The sequence below is a fragment of the Pseudoduganella sp. LjRoot289 genome (assembly GCF_964252925.1).
GTDB lineage: Bacteria > Pseudomonadota > Gammaproteobacteria > Burkholderiales > Burkholderiaceae_D > Rugamonas.
Genome location: NZ_CAXUPN020000001.1, coordinates 4,161,831 through 4,177,705, shown reverse-complemented (window position 1 = coordinate 4,177,705; position 15,875 = coordinate 4,161,831). Strand labels below are relative to the sequence as shown.

At 67.2% G+C, this 15,875-nt stretch carries 15 protein-coding genes and 1 tRNA gene; 9 read left to right on the top strand and 7 right to left on the bottom strand.

All coding sequences use genetic code 11. The features are described 5' to 3' along the window. Positions 1-45 precede the first annotated feature (45 nt). The 5 genes from ACSQ8Y_RS17895 (at position 46) to ACSQ8Y_RS17875 (ending at position 1,939) form a co-directional block, all read left to right on the top strand. A tRNA-Ser gene (locus tag ACSQ8Y_RS17895) sits at positions 46-136 on the top strand. Between the two features lie 436 nt (positions 137-572). Then, positions 573-827, top strand: coding sequence for a type II toxin-antitoxin system HicA family toxin (locus ACSQ8Y_RS17890; protein WP_436267784.1), 255 nt, complete (start codon positions 573-575; stop codon positions 825-827). Continuing rightward, complete coding sequence (locus tag ACSQ8Y_RS17885) at positions 824-1,162, top strand: type II toxin-antitoxin system HicB family antitoxin (protein WP_436267783.1); 339 nt, start codon at positions 824-826, stop codon at positions 1,160-1,162. Before ACSQ8Y_RS17890 ends, ACSQ8Y_RS17885 begins: the two co-directional genes overlap by 4 nt. 105 nt (positions 1,163-1,267) lie before the next feature. Next, complete coding sequence (locus ACSQ8Y_RS17880; RefSeq protein ID WP_436267782.1) at positions 1,268-1,543, top strand: hypothetical protein; 276 nt, start codon at positions 1,268-1,270, stop codon at positions 1,541-1,543. A 231-nt stretch (positions 1,544-1,774) separates the two neighbouring features. Further along, entirely contained in the window at positions 1,775-1,939 is a 165-nt protein-coding gene (locus ACSQ8Y_RS17875; RefSeq protein ID WP_436267781.1) for a hypothetical protein, read from the top strand. 99 nt (positions 1,940-2,038) lie between these two features. Here ACSQ8Y_RS17875 and ACSQ8Y_RS17870 read toward each other — a convergent pair whose 3' ends face one another. Together ACSQ8Y_RS17870 and ACSQ8Y_RS17865 are read right to left on the bottom strand one after the other, a co-directional pair. Further along, positions 2,039-2,647, bottom strand: coding sequence for an ACP phosphodiesterase (locus ACSQ8Y_RS17870; RefSeq protein WP_436267780.1), 609 nt, complete (start codon positions 2,645-2,647; stop codon positions 2,039-2,041). A gap of 47 nt (positions 2,648-2,694) precedes the next feature. Further along, on the bottom strand, positions 2,695-2,964 hold the full coding sequence (locus ACSQ8Y_RS17865; RefSeq protein ID WP_436267779.1) for a GlsB/YeaQ/YmgE family stress response membrane protein: 270 nt from the start codon (positions 2,962-2,964) through the stop codon (positions 2,695-2,697). Positions 2,965-3,219: 255 nt separating this feature from the next. On the opposite strand from ACSQ8Y_RS17865, the gene ACSQ8Y_RS17860 reads away from it, so the two are divergent. Further along, the gene (locus ACSQ8Y_RS17860; RefSeq protein WP_436267778.1) at positions 3,220-4,350 is read left to right on the top strand and encodes a hypothetical protein; all 1,131 of its coding nucleotides are present in this window, start codon (positions 3,220-3,222) and stop codon (positions 4,348-4,350) included. A 113-nt stretch (positions 4,351-4,463) separates the two neighbouring features. Here the strand turns inward: ACSQ8Y_RS17860 and ACSQ8Y_RS17855 are convergent, their stop codons facing one another. Next, positions 4,464-5,246: an alpha/beta fold hydrolase gene (locus tag ACSQ8Y_RS17855; RefSeq protein ID WP_436267777.1), complete on the bottom strand. Its 783-nt coding sequence runs from the start codon at positions 5,244-5,246 to the stop codon at positions 4,464-4,466. A 77-nt stretch (positions 5,247-5,323) separates the two neighbouring features. Between ACSQ8Y_RS17855 and ACSQ8Y_RS17850 the strand changes: the two genes are divergently transcribed. Further along, positions 5,324-6,040 (top strand): substrate-binding periplasmic protein, encoded by a 717-nt coding sequence (locus tag ACSQ8Y_RS17850; protein WP_436267776.1) that lies wholly within the window; start codon positions 5,324-5,326, stop codon positions 6,038-6,040. Between the two features lie 7 nt (positions 6,041-6,047). Here ACSQ8Y_RS17850 and ACSQ8Y_RS17845 read toward each other — a convergent pair whose 3' ends face one another. The 3 genes from ACSQ8Y_RS17845 to ACSQ8Y_RS17835 form a co-directional block, all read right to left on the bottom strand. Continuing rightward, complete coding sequence (locus ACSQ8Y_RS17845) at positions 6,048-7,037, bottom strand: AraC family transcriptional regulator (protein ID WP_436267775.1); 990 nt, start codon at positions 7,035-7,037, stop codon at positions 6,048-6,050. 55 nt (positions 7,038-7,092) lie between these two features. After that, on the bottom strand, positions 7,093-9,153 hold the full coding sequence (locus ACSQ8Y_RS17840) for a DUF4214 domain-containing protein (RefSeq protein WP_436267774.1): 2,061 nt from the start codon (positions 9,151-9,153) through the stop codon (positions 7,093-7,095). A gap of 136 nt (positions 9,154-9,289) precedes the next feature. Then, a complete protein-coding gene (locus ACSQ8Y_RS17835; RefSeq protein ID WP_436267773.1) occupies positions 9,290-11,452 on the bottom strand; it encodes a UvrD-helicase domain-containing protein in 2,163 nt (720 codons plus the stop codon). Between the two features lie 234 nt (positions 11,453-11,686). Between ACSQ8Y_RS17835 and ACSQ8Y_RS17830 the strand changes: the two genes are divergently transcribed. Further along, on the top strand, positions 11,687-13,120 hold the full coding sequence (locus ACSQ8Y_RS17830; protein WP_436267772.1) for an ATP-binding protein: 1,434 nt from the start codon (positions 11,687-11,689) through the stop codon (positions 13,118-13,120). On the opposite strand, the gene gluQRS is transcribed toward ACSQ8Y_RS17830, so the two are convergent. After that, positions 13,101-14,051 carry a tRNA glutamyl-Q(34) synthetase GluQRS gene (gluQRS, locus tag ACSQ8Y_RS17825; RefSeq protein WP_436267771.1) on the bottom strand — a complete coding sequence of 317 codons (951 nt, stop codon included), beginning with the start codon at positions 14,049-14,051 and terminating at the stop codon, positions 13,101-13,103. The genes ACSQ8Y_RS17830 and gluQRS overlap by 20 nt on opposite strands. A gap of 139 nt (positions 14,052-14,190) precedes the next feature. Here gluQRS and ACSQ8Y_RS17820 point away from each other — a divergent pair, with 139 nt between their 5' ends. After that, positions 14,191-15,855: a M28 family peptidase gene (locus ACSQ8Y_RS17820; RefSeq protein WP_436267770.1), complete on the top strand. Its 1,665-nt coding sequence runs from the start codon at positions 14,191-14,193 to the stop codon at positions 15,853-15,855. The last annotated feature ends 20 nt before the right edge of the window (positions 15,856-15,875 follow it).

Sequence of the window (15,875 nt, the reverse complement as noted above, 5' to 3'; positions counted from 1 at the left end):
GAATCCTTGCTACAATGTGCGCCTCTCGCAGCGATGTGAGAAGCAGGAGAGGTGGATGAGTGGTTGAAGTCGCACGCCTGGAAAGCGTGTATAGGTTCATAGCCTATCGGGGGTTCGAATCCCCCTCTCTCCGCCAAGGATACAAAAGCAAAAGGCCACCCTCGGGTGGCCTTTTTGTTTTTGTATCCTTGGCGAAGAGAAGCAAGCCGCCTGCGCGGCTTGCGCGGGGGATTCGAAGGCCTCGCCCCTGCAGGGGCGAGCCGCTCCGAATCGCCCATTTGCTTCCCGCTGGGCGGGAAGCTTGGCGCGCCGAGGGCGCGCGCTCGTATTCCCATTTCAGGCCTTAGGAGATTCGAAGTCCCCATCCAAAGCGCCGCGTATCGCTTCCGAAGTCCGCGCCGCTTCCAGCCGAGTTCGTGTCGAAATGTCGGACCTGGCCCTCAGCTCCTCAGCTCTCGCTCAGCTCGCGTTGAGCTAGCTCAGGCTTCGGGTTAGCAATCAGACGTACCCTGTCAGTCTGCCGTCGAACCCTGGCCATGGGCCTGAAGTGATATCAAAGAGTGCTATCATCAATGAGAACGAAGCATGAGAAGCTGCTGCGGGCCGTGTTCACATCGCCGACTTCGGCAAGCATCCTATACTCCGACCTGGAGGGGCTGCTTGTTGCGCCAGGCGGGCAAGTTCGTGCGGGCGCTGGCTCGCGTGTCGTGCTTCAACTCGGCGGCCGGCATTTGCACCAGCACCGGCCACATCCCGGCAAGGAAGCCAAGCGTTACCAAGTCGAGGAAATCCGCGCATTGTTATTGGCCGCAGGTTACAAACCATGACGAACAACACCATAAGCTATAAGGGCTACATGGCGCGCATCGAGTTTGATCCGCGCGATCAGATTTTCATCGGGCGCGTACTCGGGCTGGCCGACCACATCTCTTTTCACGGAACCTCAGTCGCGGAATTGATCTCCGATTTCCACGCGGCCATAGAAAACTATCTTGAGGATTGTTCAGCCACCGGCCGCCGGCCCGAGAAACCTGCCTCCGGGAAGGTACTGTTGCGGGTGTCGCCGGAAGTGCATGCGGCTGCTGCGATCGCCGCTGAGGCTGCGGGCAAGAGCCTGAACCAGTGGGCAGCCGAGGCACTGGAACGAGCCGCCAACGGCTGACGTAGCAGCCATAAAGCGGGCTCGTGCTAGCACGATACAAACGGGCGCGCTCGCCATTTATGCGAGCTTGGCGGATACTGGATTGTTTTAAGCGGCAGTCGCATCATGGCACTTCATCTCTTCAGAGAAGGCGACTTGGTCTGCCAGCAGAGCGGTGGCCCCGAAATGCTGGTGGTGGCGACCGCTGACTGCCTCATGGGCGAGGAGCTGGTGGCCGGAGCGATCTGTGTCTGGGAGTTCGAACACCGGCTTTTTGAACGCCTGTTCGCGCAGCACGAGCTGGCGCCGGTCCGCTACAACCGGCGTCGCAACAACCGCGACACCTTCGATAAAATCCCCGGATCCCAGGATGGCGAACCGTGGACTCCCTTGCATTTTTAGCGCAGCCGGCATGCCCACTTTCCGTGCGCTAATGTGTGGAGTGCCCGCTGTGCGAGCCGCTATAGTGAGCAGCATACGTCAAACTATATCTGGAGCTTTAGTCACTGCATGCGAGCGCATATTTACCGTGGATTTGAAATTGACTGTGTTGTTGCAAAGGCCGAAACCGGCAAACCCAGCGCGCGTTGGCATTGCGCGCTAACCATCCGCGCGGTCGACGAGCCGGAACCCTTGCACTACGAAATAGACCTGAACGCCTGGACGCCAGCGGGAGCGCGCAACCTGTGCATCCAGTACGCCAAGCAGCACGTGGACGAGTCCAAGGGGCCGGAACAGTACACGGGCCAGGCAGGCCAGTGCCCGCTGACCTCGCCGCTGCGCAAGAAGGAGGAGTAGCGCTGGCCATCGGCGTGCTATCTATCCCGGTGTCCAGCGCAACGATTGCGCCTCTGCGATAGCGTCTGCCATGAAGCGGTGGCGGCGCTTGGCCCACTGTTAGCGTGGCATGGCAAGCTGTATCAGCTCGCTCCTGCGCTGCTCGGCAAAGCGCATCAAGTCGGGAAAGAATGCGTCGAAGCCGGCGGCAATCGCCGCGTAGTTCGCGCGCAGGTCGTCCAGGCCCTCGCGCATCAGGTGGCCGTTGCGGCTCAGGCGCTGCGAGATGCGCGTGACGGCCAGCTCCACGCCAGCCAGCTCTTCATATCCCGCCAGCCAGTTCTGCTCGATGATGCGCGGCGCGATGGCGCGCAGCTTGTCGGGGAGGATGTCCATGTGCTCGCGCAGGGCGCGGTGGAAGCGGGCGATGAGCTCGTGCCGTGGCAGTTCGCTGTAGTGGTCCCAGCGCTGCGTCAGCAGGTGGTCGTAGAACACGTCGAGCACGATGCCGCCGTAGCGCCGGCGCGGCCCTGCGAACAGCTGCACCGCCGACTTCACCACAGGATGGCTGTCCGTGTAGCTGTCGATATAGCGGTGCAGCATGATTTCGCGTTCGATCTCCTGCGTGTACAGGCCGTCGACACTGGCCTTGGCGAAGTCGCCCAGCATGGCCCCTATCATGGCGGCGTCGCTTTGCCGGGCGAGGAAGATGTGCGCGAGGTAATTCATCCCGCATTCTATCGCGCCACCGCCCGGCCTGCCGGACACCCCATGTTTCAGCGGGCGCGGCCCCTGAAGACCAAATTGACGATGGCCAGCAGCAGCACCGCGCCCAGGAAGGACACCAGCAGCGAGCCGACGCTGAAGTCATCCGTGTTGATAGTGCCGGTGCCCAGCATCGGGGCGATCAGCCAGCCACCCAGCAGGGCGCCGACGATGCCGACCACCACGTTTAGCAACATGCCCTGCTGGGCGTCCGTCTTCATTACCAGGCTGGCCAGCCAGCCCAGCACACCACCGATCACGATCCATAACAGAAAGCTCATGTCAATCTCCTTTAGGTTGTCGTCACGCGCCGGCATCCCCGGCATGGTTGAAGGCTAACCCGGCCGGATCGCGCGGTTGGTACGGCAACTCACCGAAGCGCAAGAAAGGCCATGACCGAGGCCATGACCGCGTCCGATCGGCTGCAAGGTGAGTGAACGTACAGAGCCGCAGCGCGCGAGCGCTTACTTTCGGGATGCGTTCATCTGAACGCTGATTGAGTCAGTCAACCGCAACACTATCGAGGAGACTTACGCATGGATACCCAAGACAACAAGCGCCTGGTGACCGGCCTGTTCAACGACCGCGACAGCGCAGAGCGCGCCTACCAGCACGCCGCGTCGCGCGGCTACGCGAAGGACGACATCAACCTGGTGATGTCCGACGAGGCCCGCAAGCGCCACTTCGGCGACGGCACCGTTGACACCGACCTGGGCAGCAAGGCCGCCGAGGGCGCCGGCATCGGCGCAGGCATCGGCGGCACCGTGGGCGCGGTGCTGGCGGCCATCGCGGCGGTCGGCACCACGGTGACGCTGCCCGGCCTGGGGCTGGTGGTGGCCGGCCCGCTGGCGGCCGCCATCGCCGGCGCCGGCGCGGGCGGCGTGACCGGCGGCCTGCTCGGTGCGCTGGCCGGCGCCGGCATCCCGGAGGACCGCGCGCAGCCTTACGAAGAAGGCATCCGCAACGGCGGCATCCTGATGGGGGTGCGCGCCCGCTCGGACGAGGACGCCGCCCACATTGAAAGCGGCTGGAAGGACAGCGCCGGCCAGCACGTGGTCGGCACGGGCGTGGGCGCCGGCGCGGGCGCGATTGCCGGCATGGCGGCGGGCACCGTGGGCGGTCCGGTGGGCGTGGCGCTGGGCGCGGCCATCGGCGGCGTGGCCGGCGGCCTGGCGGGCAAGGGCGCGGCCGAGGTGGTCAATCCGAAGCGCGGCGACGACCTGAGCGACCATAACCTGGCGCGCGGCGTCGGCGGTGGCGGCGGCGCCATGGCCGGCGCGGCGCTCGGCGCGATGGGCGGCCCGGTCGGCATGGCGGCGGGGGCGGCGGTTGGTGCGCTGGCCGGCGGCATGATAGGCGAGGGCGTGGGCGGCCTGGTCAATCCGGCCGAGGAGCACGCCTACTGGCGCGACAACTACCGCAACGAGGCCTACGTCAACCCGGCCTACAGCTACGACGACTACGCCCCGGCCTATTCGCTGGGCTACACCAACCGCGCGCGCTACAACGGCCGTTGGGATGACAGCGAAGCGGCGCTGCGCGACGAGTGGGAGCGCGCCAAGGGACAGTCGCGCCTGAGCTGGCACGAGGCGAAATCGGCCACCCGCGCCGCTTGGGACAGGGTGGAGCGCGCCATTCCGGGCGACGCCGACCGCGACGGCAAATAAGCGCCGGCCGGGCATGCAGGCCCGCGTCCGCGGCAGGCCCGGCTCGCGCGCGGCCTGGCCGCGCCGCCGCGCCGCCGCCTGATGCATTGTCCGCGTGTCATCGCAGGCTCCCTTCAGTCGCTGGCGATCTCCTCGCCGACGAGGAAGCCGGCGAGCAGCGGGTTGACGATGGCGGCGTGCGTGATGGGCGCCATGTGGCCGCCCTTGGTCTGCACTGCCGCGCCGTTGGGCAGCGCGGCGGCCAGGCAGGCGGCCACGCGGCGTGTCGATAACGGACTGCGTTCGCCGCACAGCACCAGGGCCGGCATGTCCAGCTGTGCCATGTCGGCCAGCGTGGCCGGTTCGCCCAGCAGCGCCTGGAAGTCCAGCTTGACCTTGGCGATCTGTGCGCAGAAGCGCTCCTGCTGCGCGGCCGGCAGCGCGTCGAAGGCGCCCGCGCGGTTCCAGTAGTCGATGAAGTTGCGGGTGGCGTCGTGCGCGCTGGCGGCGCAATGGATGTCGGCCACCACGTTTTCGATTTCGATGCGCGCAGCGTCGTCCTCTGCCAACAAGTGGATGGCGACCGGCTCGAACACGGCCAGCGACAGCACGCGCGCACGCATCCGGCGCGTCATGTGCAGCGCGGTGGCGCCGCCGTAGGAATGGCCGATGAGATGGAAGGGCTCGTCCGGCGCCAGTTTGCCGGCGATGGCCGCGTTGACCGCGTCCACCTCGTGCGCCAGCGAGAAAGCGTCGCCGGCATCGGCCGGGAAGGGCGATTTTCCGTAGCCGAGCAGATCGACGGCGATGAAGCGGAAGCTGCCCTCGTTCCGGGCGATGAGCTCGGCCCACTGGCCTTTGGAACTCATGGAGCTGTGCAATAGAACGACGGCGGGCAGGCTGGTGGAAATGTTCATTTGGTGACAATGCAAAAACGGCAAAGGCGGGATTATACGGTGTAGACTCGAGCATAACTCCACCACGGTCCCCAAACATGAGAGTACTGTACGGCGCTGCTCTGTTATTTTTTGCAAGTAATGCCCTGGCTGGCGACGCCATCGTCGCCACCTACAATGACCGTCCCCCATACCAGCAGCAGACGGTCGGCGGCGCGCCCAGCGGGCTGACCGGCACACCGGCCGTCGCCGCGTTCCAGGACGCGGGCATCGACGTCGTCTGGACCCAGGTGCCCAGCAACCGCCAGTTGGCGATGGTGAAAGACCCGGCCGCGCGCAGTTGCGCGCTGGGCTGGTTCCGCACCCCCGAGCGGGAGCGTTACGCCAAGTTCACCAAGGCCATCTACCGCGACAAAGACTGGGTGCTGCTGGCGCGCGCCGACTTCGACGCCGGCGAGGGCATCACGCTGGAAGTGCTGCTGCAGCGCCCCAGCACGCGCGTGCTGGTGAAGGACAACTACTCCTACGGCGCCCAGATCGACGAGATGATGGCGCGCCTCAAGCCGAACCTGGCCCTCTCCACCGGCAGCCCGGCGCAGATGCTGCAGTCGGTCAGCGCGGGCGCGGTCGACTTCATGTTCGCGTCGCAGGAGGAGGCGCAGTACCTGCTGGGGCACGGCGGCGAGCCGGCGAAGAATTTGCGCATACTGAAGCCGAGGGACATGCCGCGCGGCGGCGAGCGCTACATCATGTGCGGCAAGGGCGTGCCGGACGAGGTGATCGACCGGCTGAACAAGGCGATCACCTTCAAGTAGCGCGGCCTTACAAGGCGCGCACCGGGATGCAGATGTCGCCGCTGAATTCGCCCGTGGCCGGGTCCATGCAGGTGGCCACCTGGAAGCGTTCGAAGCACGGCCGGTCGTCGCATTGCATGCCGCTCGATGGCAGCCATTCGCGCGTCAGCCAAGTCCACGCGTTAGCGATGGCCAGGGGCTGGCCCCGGAAGCGCGCCACGGCGTAGCGCCCGCCGGGCAAGGTGGCGATGCTGGCCAGCGCGCCCGGCTGGAAGTCGTCCGGCACGGCGACGCAGGCGTCGTAGCGGCACTTGTCGGGCGCGGTGATGCTGGGATCGTCGTGGCCGACGCCGAAGCACGGCTGGCCGTCCAGGGCGTGCGACTGCATCCACGGCGCCATGGCGTCGCGCCAGAAGGCGCCGATTTGCGGGCCGTAGGGCCCGATCTTACGCTGATACGCCACGCGCACGGCGGGCAGGTCGGTGATATGAACTTCCATTTCGACTTCTCCAAACAAGGTTAGGGAGCCGTCATGGTCGCCCGGCGCGCGGGGGCGCGCCTGATCGCGCTTGCTGTGGACCTGATCAGGATTGCTGTGCGCCGCGCCGCCGCTGCGCATGGCGGCCAGCTGCGCCGCCGCGCGCGCAGGCGCCTCGGCCCGCCAAGCGGTGGGCGTGCAGCCGAACTGCAGTTTGAAGGCGCGCGCGAACGCTTCGCCGGAGCCGAAGCCGCTTGCCAGCGCGATGTCCAGCACCGGCTCGCCGGAACCGCGCGCCAGCCGCGCTGCGGCCGTTTCCAGGCGCCGCCGGCGCGCGTAGTCGCCCAGCGTTTCGCCCATCCAGGCGGCGAACACGCGGTGGAAATGGAAGCGTGAGAAATTGGCCACGTCGGCCAGTTGCGCCAGATCGAGCGGAGCATCCAGGTGCTGGTCAATATAGTCGAGCACGCGGTTCATGCGGCGCGCGTATTCGGCGCGGCTGGCGCGCATCAGCGCGTCGGGCGGGGGCGTATTGATCATGGCCGGGAATTATGGCATGGCGCGTGACGCTCTGCAGCCTCGCTTGCCGGGCAGCTTACAGCAGCGGCGATGGCGGCGCGCCGGCATCGGCGACGCCGACCAGTAGCGTCTGCATCGTATCCATTTGGGGCATGGTGTCGAGGGCGGCGGCCAGCGTGGCGTAGTCCTTCACTTGCGCCAACCAGGCGTTAACCGCCGCCACGCTGTGGGGCGTGTAGCTGATCAATTCGATGGCCGTATCCAGCGAGGCGGTAAACTCGGCCGCCGCCAGCGTTTTGGCGTTCAGTGCCACGGCGTCGGATCCCTGCGCCGAGCGCACCATGCTGGTGGCGAGGCTGGCCGCGTTCAGCGCGCCGTTGTCGACCAGGCCTGCCCAGTACCGGACGCCGGCGTCGTCGCCGGCTCGGCCGAACAGCTGCTGGTAGAAGTCCTGGGCCACGGCGGTACTGCTCATGCCGGCGTAGAGCAAGGTGAACTCGGAGGCGCCGGAGAGGCCGTCGGTGAGCGTCTTGGCGTCCAGCTTCAGCCAGTATTCCAGGCCGAGCGGATCGGCGGGCCGATGCAGGAAGGCCACGTACAGCTTTTCGATGTCGAGCGCGCTGAAGGCCGGCACGCCGGCGCCACTGTTGGCGTAAGCGATGGCGGCGCTGTCCATGGTGGTGCCCGGGTCGAGGTCACCGATGTGGACCGCCGGGGTGCTGAGCGCCAGCGCCGAAGCGAGATGAGTCGGCAGCAGCGCTTCCAGGTGGCCGCCGGCCGTCGCGGAGGCCAGCTGGTCCGCCAGCGTGGCCTGCAGCAGCGTCGAGGCTTGGCCGATGTGGGCCAAGGTCGCCAGGAAATCGGCGCTGGCTGTGCCGGTGCCCAGCATGATGTTGTCGATGGCGTCGCCCAGCAGTCTGGCGAACAGATGGCTGGTCTGGCTGCTCATGGCGGCCGCCGCGGCGCTCAGGTCGGCGTTGGCGGCCTGCGCGACGCTGCTGGCGAGCAGGGCGGTGATGAAGCTGGCGCTGCCCAGGTCGCTGACGCCGCTGGCGTGGGCAATGGTGTCGGCCAGCGCGCCCGAGACGGCCAGCGCCGCTTGCGCCTCACACAGGTGGCCGGCGCCGCCGGCCAGGCTGACCAGGGTGCGCGCGATGGCCAGTTGCAGGCCGTCCAGGCTGGCGACGGTGGCCTGCGTGCTCAGCGCCTGCAACTGCGCGGCGGAGCCGGGGTCGGCGTCGAACACGGCTTGCAGCGGCGACGGCGTGCTTACGCTCAGCGCGGCAACGCCGAAGGCCTCGCCGAGGCGGGTGTTGGCCTGCGCAGCGTCCAGTCCCTGCTGGAGCAAGCCCTTGTATAGCAAGGTCAGCGGTGAGTTGGTACTGATACTGTCGAGGCCGTGCGAGGGCGTGCCCTGCCGCTGCAGTCCGGTCGTGATGTCGGTGCCGCCGGTGGCCAGCAGCGCTTGCGCCGGCTCGCCGGGGAGCGTGCGCGACGACATGTAGTTTATCGAGTAGTGACCGCTGCCGTCCGTTGTCGTGCTGATTTCGTCGGTGTCGAGTTGGCCGTTACCGTTCAGGTCTTGGAAGACGGTGGCGCCAGCCAGGTAGCCCGTCGTCTGCAGTTGGCCATGCAGCAGGTGGACGCCCGGAATGGCCGAGATCACGACAAGCAGGCCCGGCAGTTCGGCCTTGAAGGTGTCCAGCGCGGATTGGCTGGTCACGCGTCCCAGCCAATCCGTGACCAGGGCGCTATCGGAAGAGTACGACAGCATGGCCGCAGTATCGCCTTCCATTGCCACGGAAAACGCGTGGGCCGCCTGCACCCGGAAGCCGACGGCGGCATCGCTGCCCTGGGCGCTCGCGACCAGGAAGGCAGGCAAAGTCGCGAGCGTTATCGCGCCGCTGTCGAGCAGGGCGCTCCAGTATTGCACGCCGCCGGCGTCGGCGGTACGGTCGAACAGATTGTGATACAGCATTTTGACCACGCCGGCGTGCGATTTCCCGCTAACGTTGTCGAGCTGGGGCAGCAGGTCTGCGATGTTGGGCTTGCTGAAGTAGTCCAGCATGGCGATATCGGGAGCCTGGTTGGCGTAGGCCAGCGAAAGAAGGCTGATGTTCAGGGTGGAAAGCGTCATCGGAGTGCCGTTGTTGGTGGATTAGGCCATGGTAGCAAAATAACAATGTTAAATATGCGTACATTGTCACGGGCATGAAAAAGGGGAGCCGCAACTCCCCTGGTACCGATGCATCTGGCTGCTTGTCTGCCCGGTATCAGTTCCGCAGCCAGCGTGCGAACGGCGCCAAGTCGGCACCCGGCTCCAGATACCAGGCCTTGCGCGTCCAGTCGAATTTCGCGCCCAGCGCCTTGACCTGCGGCGCCTCGTGGATGGTGGCGCTCAGGTAGTAGCGCGTCGGCGCCTGGTCCTTGACGGCCTCGCCGTTGCGCACGATAGCCTGTTCGGCGGCCGCGGCGGTGGGGGCCAGCCGCATGCGGGCGATGTAGGCGCTGCGCTGCGCCGCATCCGACGGCGACAGCAGCGACAGGCGCAGCTTGGCGCGGGTGGCCGCCACGTAGAACAGGTTCTCTTCCTCGCGCGCGCCGAACATCGGGTTGGGGAATTCGCCGGCCTCCAGGAAGGGCAGCACCACGTGCTCGAATTCCTTGCCCTTGGCGTTGGCCACGCAATCTATCGTCACGTAGTCTTTCTCGCGCTTGCGGCTGGCGAAGGCCTCGGCCGCGTTCAGCGTTTGCCAGAACTCGGCCAGCGTCTGGCCCGAGTGCTCGGCGAAGGCGATGAAGCCCGCCACCGATTTCGACACCACGCTGGCCTCGTAGGGCCGCACGAAGATGCGCTTGGCCGCCTGCTCCAGGTTCATCTCGCCGCAGATGGCGCGCAGCGCCTGGTCGGCTTTGGTGGCCGGGTCCAGTGCGGTGGCGTAGTCGATGGCGGACTTGATCGCGCCGCGCATCGCGTTGCCGGCGCTTCCGCCCGCGCCGTCCTCGCCGTCGCGCCCGTCGATGTACAGCTTGTAGAAGTCGCCCAGCAGCTGCGGGGTGCGCGCCACTTCGCGCTTGGCCATCTCCAGCCGCTCCGGCGCCAGATTCACTTCGCCGAACACCGCCAGCGCCTCGACGATGGCGGCGCGCACCTCCAGCGACTTCACTGCCTCCAGATCGCGCAGCCCGATCGCCAGCATGCCGCGCAAGAACAGGATTTCGTCGCGCTGCAGATAGCCTGCCATGGCCGGTGTGCGGTAGCCTATCTTGGCCTTCAGCAGTGCGTTCTCGACGGCGATCGACTGGTGCCGGTCGCGCAGCAGGATGGCGCAGCCTTCCAGCGGGAAACCGTCGCGTTTCCACGCCTTGACCGCCTCCACCACGCGCTCGCCGCAGCCGTCGGCGTCGGCGTAGTGCAGCTGCTTGATCCCGGTGTGCAGCGGCAGGCTCGATTCCACCGGCTTGTTCTTGAATTCCTTCATCGCGTAGGCCAGGTGCGGGCCGTGGCGGTAGGTGTAGGTCAGCGGGTAATGCTTCAGGCCGGGATAGTTCTGCGCGAAGCGATGCTCCAGGAAGTCCTGGCTGGCGCCCAGCCTGGAATAGATCACCTGGTCCTTGTCGCCGGCGCCGACGAAGTAGCAGTCCGGCCGCGCCAGCAGCGCGTTCAGGATGCGGAAGGCCGCTTCGTTCAAGTCGTGCAGCTCGTCGCACACCACCACGCGGTAGCCGGGCAGCGTTTGCGCGTAGCCGGCGGAATGGGACAGCTGCCGCGCCAGGTCGTAGGTGGCGTCGAAGGGGCCGCGGAACAGCGTGCCCTCGTCGCCGCCTTGGCGCAGGGTCTCGTATTCCTGGGCCGTCAGGTAGTCGGTCACCGGTATTTTCAGCAGCTCGGCGGCCTCGTCGTGCTCCATGTATTCCAGGTCGCCGTCGAGCGCCATGGTGGCTTTCAGCGTGAGCTGGATGTCGAGGAACTGCGACAGCGCGATGTTGTGGGTGCGGATGTCGAGATAGTCCACCTGGCCCACATAGCGCTCGCTGACGCGTTCCAGCGCGTGCAGCACATAGGGCTTGAGCTGGCGCGCCTGCGGCAGGCGCTCGGCGGCGCCGTTGCCGCTCTGGGCCAGCATGCGCGCGGAGAAATCCTCGAAGGTGGAGACGTCCACCCGGGCTGCGGTGGCATAGGGGATGCCGATGTCGAGCAGGCGCTGGCGCATCACGTCGCGCGCTTCCGGGGTGAACACCAGCGCCAGGATCTGCTCCGGCGGCAGCTTGCGCGCCAGCGCCTCGCCGATGCGCAGCGCCAGCGTGGTGGTCTTGGCCGCGCCCGCGTTGGCGTCGATCAGCACCACCTTGTTCTGGGCCAGCTGGATGGCGGTCTGTTCCGGGGTGCGTATCAGGCCTTGCGGGGTGAAGCGGGGCGTATTGGATTCGGTCATGGCACAGTATACCGTCCCTTGCAAGTTCGACGTCAGCCTGGAATGCTAAATTGGGTATTTCGATTCCTGGATTCATTGCCTCAGGGAAATAATGGCGTGCGGGGCCGAGAGTGGCATACTGCAAGTTTCAACACGCACTGCGTCATCAATAAGGACAGCATGTTTTCCGACGCCACAGAAGCAAGCGAGCCTGTACTGGCTTTCACGTCGTTCCGGTTTTTTCCGGCGCGCCGCATGCTCTATGAAAAAGACCGTCCGCTGCGGCTGGGCAGCCGCGCCATCGATATCCTGCACGCCTTGCTGGAGCGCGCAGGCGAAACGGTCACCAAGGAGCAGTTGATCGCCCGCGCCTGGCCGAACACCGTGGTCGAGGAGGGCAACTTGCGGGTGCACGTGGCGGCGCTGCGCAAGATGCTGGGCGAACGGCATATTGAGAACGTGGCCGGGCGCGGCTATTGCTTTATCACGCCGGTGGTGCGCAGCGAAACAGCGCCCGGCGATCCGGCCACCGGTACTGCGGCGGCGGACGCCGGGGCCGGCCTGATGACGGCCAGGACCGTGTATCTGCCGCAGAGCGACGGCCTGCCGCCGAGCGCCACGCGGATCTTCGGACGCGGGCAGGCCGTGGCGGTGCTGGAGCGGCAATTGTCCGAGCGGCGCTTCATCACCATCGTCGGCACCGGCGGCATGGGCAAAACCACCGCCGCGCTGGCGGCGGCCGAGCGCATGCAGTCGCACTGGCGCCAAGGCACGGTATTCGTCGACCTGGCCTCGCTGACCCGGGCCGATCAAGTGCCGCAGGCGCTGGCCGCCGCGCTGGTGATGGAGCGCCCGGCCTCGATGGACGCCTCCGCCATCGTCGCGGCGCTGTGCAGCCACCATTTGTTGCTGATACTGGATAGTTGCGAGCACCTGCTGGAAGCGGTGTCGGTGCTGGCCGAGCAGATCCTGCATGGCGCGCCGGGCGTGCGCCTGCTGGCCACCAGCCGCGAGCCGCTGCGCGCCGAAGGCGAGTGGGTGCATCGCTTGCCTGCGCTGGAACTGCCGCCCGAACCGGCGCCGGACGCGGCGCCGCTGACGATGGCGCAGGCGATGGCCTATGCGTCGGTGCAGCTGTTCGTCGAACGCGTGCAGGCGGGCGCGGCCGGCTTGCCGCTGGGAGAAGGCGACGTGCCGCAGATCGCCGACATCTGCCGCCGGCTGGACGGCATCCCGCTGGCGATCGAACTGGCGGCGGCGCGGGTGGAACTGCTCGGCGTGCGCGGCCTGGTGGCGCGGCTGGACGACTGCTGTTATCTGCTCAAGGGCGGACGCCGCACTGCCAAGATCCGGCACCGCACGCTGGAGGCCACGCTGGACTGGAGCTACGCGCTGCTGGCCGAAAGCGAAAGGAGCATGCTGCACCGCCTGTCGGTGTTCCGGCGCCGCTTCTCGCTGGAGGAGGCGCTGGCGATCGGCGCCGACGGCAGGCGGGGCCTGGAGGAGGCAATGGATGCCCTGTCCAGCCTGGTGAACAAGTCGATGCTGGCGACCGTGGCCGACACCGGCGCGGCGCGTTACCGCATGCTGGAGACGACGCGCAGCTACGCGGCGGCCAAGCTGGCCGAAAGCGGCGAGCACGACGCGATCATGGCGCGCTATGCCGCGCTCAGCGGGCTGGAGGCGTAGCCGCCGGCAGTTGTAGCCGCTGTTGCCGCTGTTGCCGCCGTTGCAAAACTTGCGCCCAGGCCGGCACGGCGTGCCGCCAGAATTCGTCCACGCTGCCCGCCCGCACATCCAGGCCCAGGAAGCGCGCGGCGGGCAGCAGCGCGGACTGCAGCAGTTGCGCCACCGGCGCCCCGTTATCGAAGGCCTGCGCGCCGGTCTGCTTGGACAGCTTCTCGCCGTCGGCGTTGGCCACCACCGGCACGTGCAGGTAGGCCGGCTGCGGTAGCCCGAGCAGTTCCTGCAGGTAGATCTGGCGCGGCGTCGAATCCAGCAAGTCCGCGCCGCGCACGATGTCGGTGATGCCTTGCGCGCCGTCGTCCACCACCACCGCCAGCTGATAGGCCCAGAACCCATCCGCGCGGCGGATCACGAAGTCGCCCACCTCGGCGGTCAGGTCCTGGCATACCGGGCCATGCCAGCGGTCGTCGAAGCAGACCACGCGGTGCGGCTGCTGCGGTGTGCGCAGGCGCAGCGCGCGCGGCGCCTTGCCTGGCGCCAGGCCCTCGCGGCAGGTGCCCGGATACACCAGCGCCGAGGTGTTCGCCTGCCCCGTGCGCAATTGCGAATCCTGGATCTCCTTGCGCGAGCAGGAGCAGGGATAGATGGCCTCGCCGAGCTGCGCCAGCGCCGCCTCGTACAAATCCGTGCGCAGGGTCTGCCAGCTCACTTCGCCATCCCACTGCATGCCGCAGCGCTGCAGCGAGGCCAGGATATGCCGGTCCACGCCCGCCACGTTGCGGTCGCGGTCCAGGTCCTCGATGCGCACCAGCCACCGGCCGTGGTGGACTTTCGCGTCCAGGTAGCTGGCCATGGCCGCGACCAGGGAACCGAGGTGCAGGGGGCCGGTGGGCGAGGGCGCGAAGCGGCCGATGTAGGGAGGGCATGACGTCATGGGAAAAGTATCCCCGACCGGCGCGGTGCGCGTCAACCGCCGCATGCCGCGCCACGCCGGGGCAAGCTGAAAACATCGCATACAATGCTCGGCGCGGCGATGCCCGCCGTTACTACCGACCTACGACAAACCGGATACCATGTACAACATGCTCTCTTCCCTCCTCGCCACCGCCCTGGCCACCAGCCTGGCGCTGGCGTTTCCGGCCAGCGCCGCGGGTGCCAAAAGCGCCAAGGCAGGCCGGCCCACGGTGCAGGAAGCGCTGCTGCGCGCCCATCTTGCGTTCCTGTCCAGCGACGTGCTGGAAGGGCGCGGCACGGGCCAGCGCGGCGGCGACCTGACCGTCGCCTACCTTGAAACACAGGCGATGGCCGCCGGCCTGAGGCCGGTGTCGGGCAAGAGCTACCGCCAGGCGGTGCAGATCGCCGGCATCAAGTCGCTGCCGTCGGAAAGTTCGCTGCGCCTGGAAGTCGACGGCGCGGCGCTGCCGGCCTCTTTCGGCAAGGACTGGGTCTGGGCGCCTGGCGACGCGCAAGCGGCGCACGCGCTGGACGCCGAACTGGTGTTCGCCGGCTACGGCATCACCGCGTCGGAAGAGGGCTGGAACGACTTCAAGGGCCAGAACCTCAAGGGCAAAGTGCTGGTCATGATGGTCAACGACCCGCAGCCCACGGCCGAAGAAGCGAACCGTTTCGGCGGCAAGGCGCTCACCTACTACGGCCGCTGGACCTATAAATTCGAGGAAGCCGCCCGCCAGGGCGCCGCCGGCGTGCTGCTGATCCATACCACGCCGAGCGCATCGTACGGCTGGAGTGTGATCCAGAACAGCTGGGATGGCGTGGAGCGCTTCCAGCTGGCGCAGGGCGCGCTGGGCACCGGTCTGCAAGGCTGGTTGACCGACGACACCGCGCGCGCCCTGTTCAAAGCCGCCGGACAGGACCTGGACGCGCTGCGCGCCGCCGCCGAGCGCAAGGACTTCCAGCCCGTCGCGCTGAAGGCCAAAGTGGCGGGCGACATGAAAGCGGCCGTGCGCCGCCTGGAACAGTTCAACGTGGCCGGCGTGGTGCCGGGCACCGATCCGAAGCTGAAGGACGAAGTGGTGATCTACAGCGCGCACTGGGACCACCTGGGCAAGCAGGGCACCGAAGGCGAGGCCAAGGCCGAGGCCAAGGCCGATACGATATTCAACGGCGCCGTGGACAACGCGTCCGGCAGCGCCGCGCTGCTGGCCATGGCCAGGGAGGCGTCGGCCCATCCCGCCAGGCGCAGCCAGATGTTCCTGTGGGTGGCGGCCGAGGAGCAGGGCTTGCTGGGCAGCGAAGCCTACGCCAGCGCCCCGCTGTGGCCGCTGGCCAAGACGGCCGCCAACCTGAACCTGGACAGCTTGAACTTCATCGGCGTCACGCGCGACATCGGGGCCAAGGGTAGCGAGCGCAGCGACCTGGGCCAGATGGCCGCAGCCACCGCCCAAGCCATGAACATGGTGATCGCCGAAGCCAAGCCGGACCTGTCCGGCGGCTACTTCCGCAGCGACCATTTCAGTTTCGCCAAGGTGGGCGTGCCGGCGTTCTCGATCAATTCGGGCAGCGACTACCTGGGCGACAAGGCGGCCGCGAAAGCCAAGATGGACGCCTACAGCAAGCGCTACCACCAAGCCTCGGATGAATACGATCCGAGCTGGGACCTGGCCGGCATGACGCAGCACGCGCAGTTCACACTGAACCTGGGCCGCATGGTGGCCGACGCGCCCAAGATGCCGGAGTGGAAAGCCGGCGACGCCTTCGGCAAAGCCCGCTCGAAGTAAGCCAACCCCAACGCCGTCCT